The following is a 716-nucleotide window of genomic DNA, read 5'->3' on the forward strand; positions in this document are numbered from 1 at the left end:
GCCTAGTATATCTGCCTGTTCACGTTTGTGGAAGCCTTTCGGGCATCCGCATCGCAACCGCAGTAGGCGGTGAACAAAAAGACCCGGCATGCCGGGCCTCGGTGTTCTTCTGATGAGTGGCGTCCCCACGGGGATTCGAACCCCGGTCGCCACCGTGAAAGGGTGATGTCCTAGGCCTCTAGACGATGGGGACGCATAAACTCATCAAATTGTTCAGCACACCCGAACGGCCTAAGGTCCGGAGTGGTGGAGCCAGGCGGGATCGAACCGCCGACCTCCTGCATGCCATGCAGGCGCTCTCCCAGCTGAGCTATGGCCCCACGATGCTGGAGGCGGAATTCTACGCGGCCGTGAAGCATTCGCCAAGTCTTTTTTCTGAAATACCGAAGAAAGAATGCACGCAGGCATCCATCTGCAGCGGCTGACCTTTGCCTGAGCGAGTGCATCAACACGCACGCGATAAACAGGCGGCCAATGCCAACCGTTGAACGATGCGTAACAAACAAACAGCCCCGACCGAAGTCAGGGCTGTTTGTTTGTAACTGGCGTCCCCACGGGGATTCGAACCCCGGTCGCCACCGTGAAAGGGTGATGTCCTAGGCCTCTAGACGATGGGGACGCACGAAAACTTCAAATTTTGTCACTGCAATCTGATCGGCCTAATGATCGGATTGGTGGAGCCAGGCGGGATCGAACCGCCGACCTCCTGCATGCCA

General features: G+C 57.5%; 3 tRNA genes. All 3 read right to left on the minus strand.

Annotated features, from left to right (window positions below):
• Positions 1-117: 117 nt before the first annotated feature.
• The 3 genes from ACE026_RS07565 to ACE026_RS07575 all read right to left on the minus strand — a co-directional run bounded on the left by ACE026_RS07565 (position 118) and on the right by ACE026_RS07575 (position 619).
• Positions 118-193, minus strand: a tRNA-Glu gene (locus ACE026_RS07565).
• 51 nt (positions 194-244) lie between these two features.
• Positions 245-320: transfer RNA gene (locus ACE026_RS07570), tRNA-Ala, on the minus strand.
• A gap of 223 nt (positions 321-543) precedes the next feature.
• Positions 544-619 (minus strand) — tRNA-Glu (locus tag ACE026_RS07575).
• Between the last annotated feature and the right edge of the window lie 97 nt (positions 620-716).

The sequence above is a fragment of the Stenotrophomonas sp. AGC87 genome, assembly GCF_057333975.1.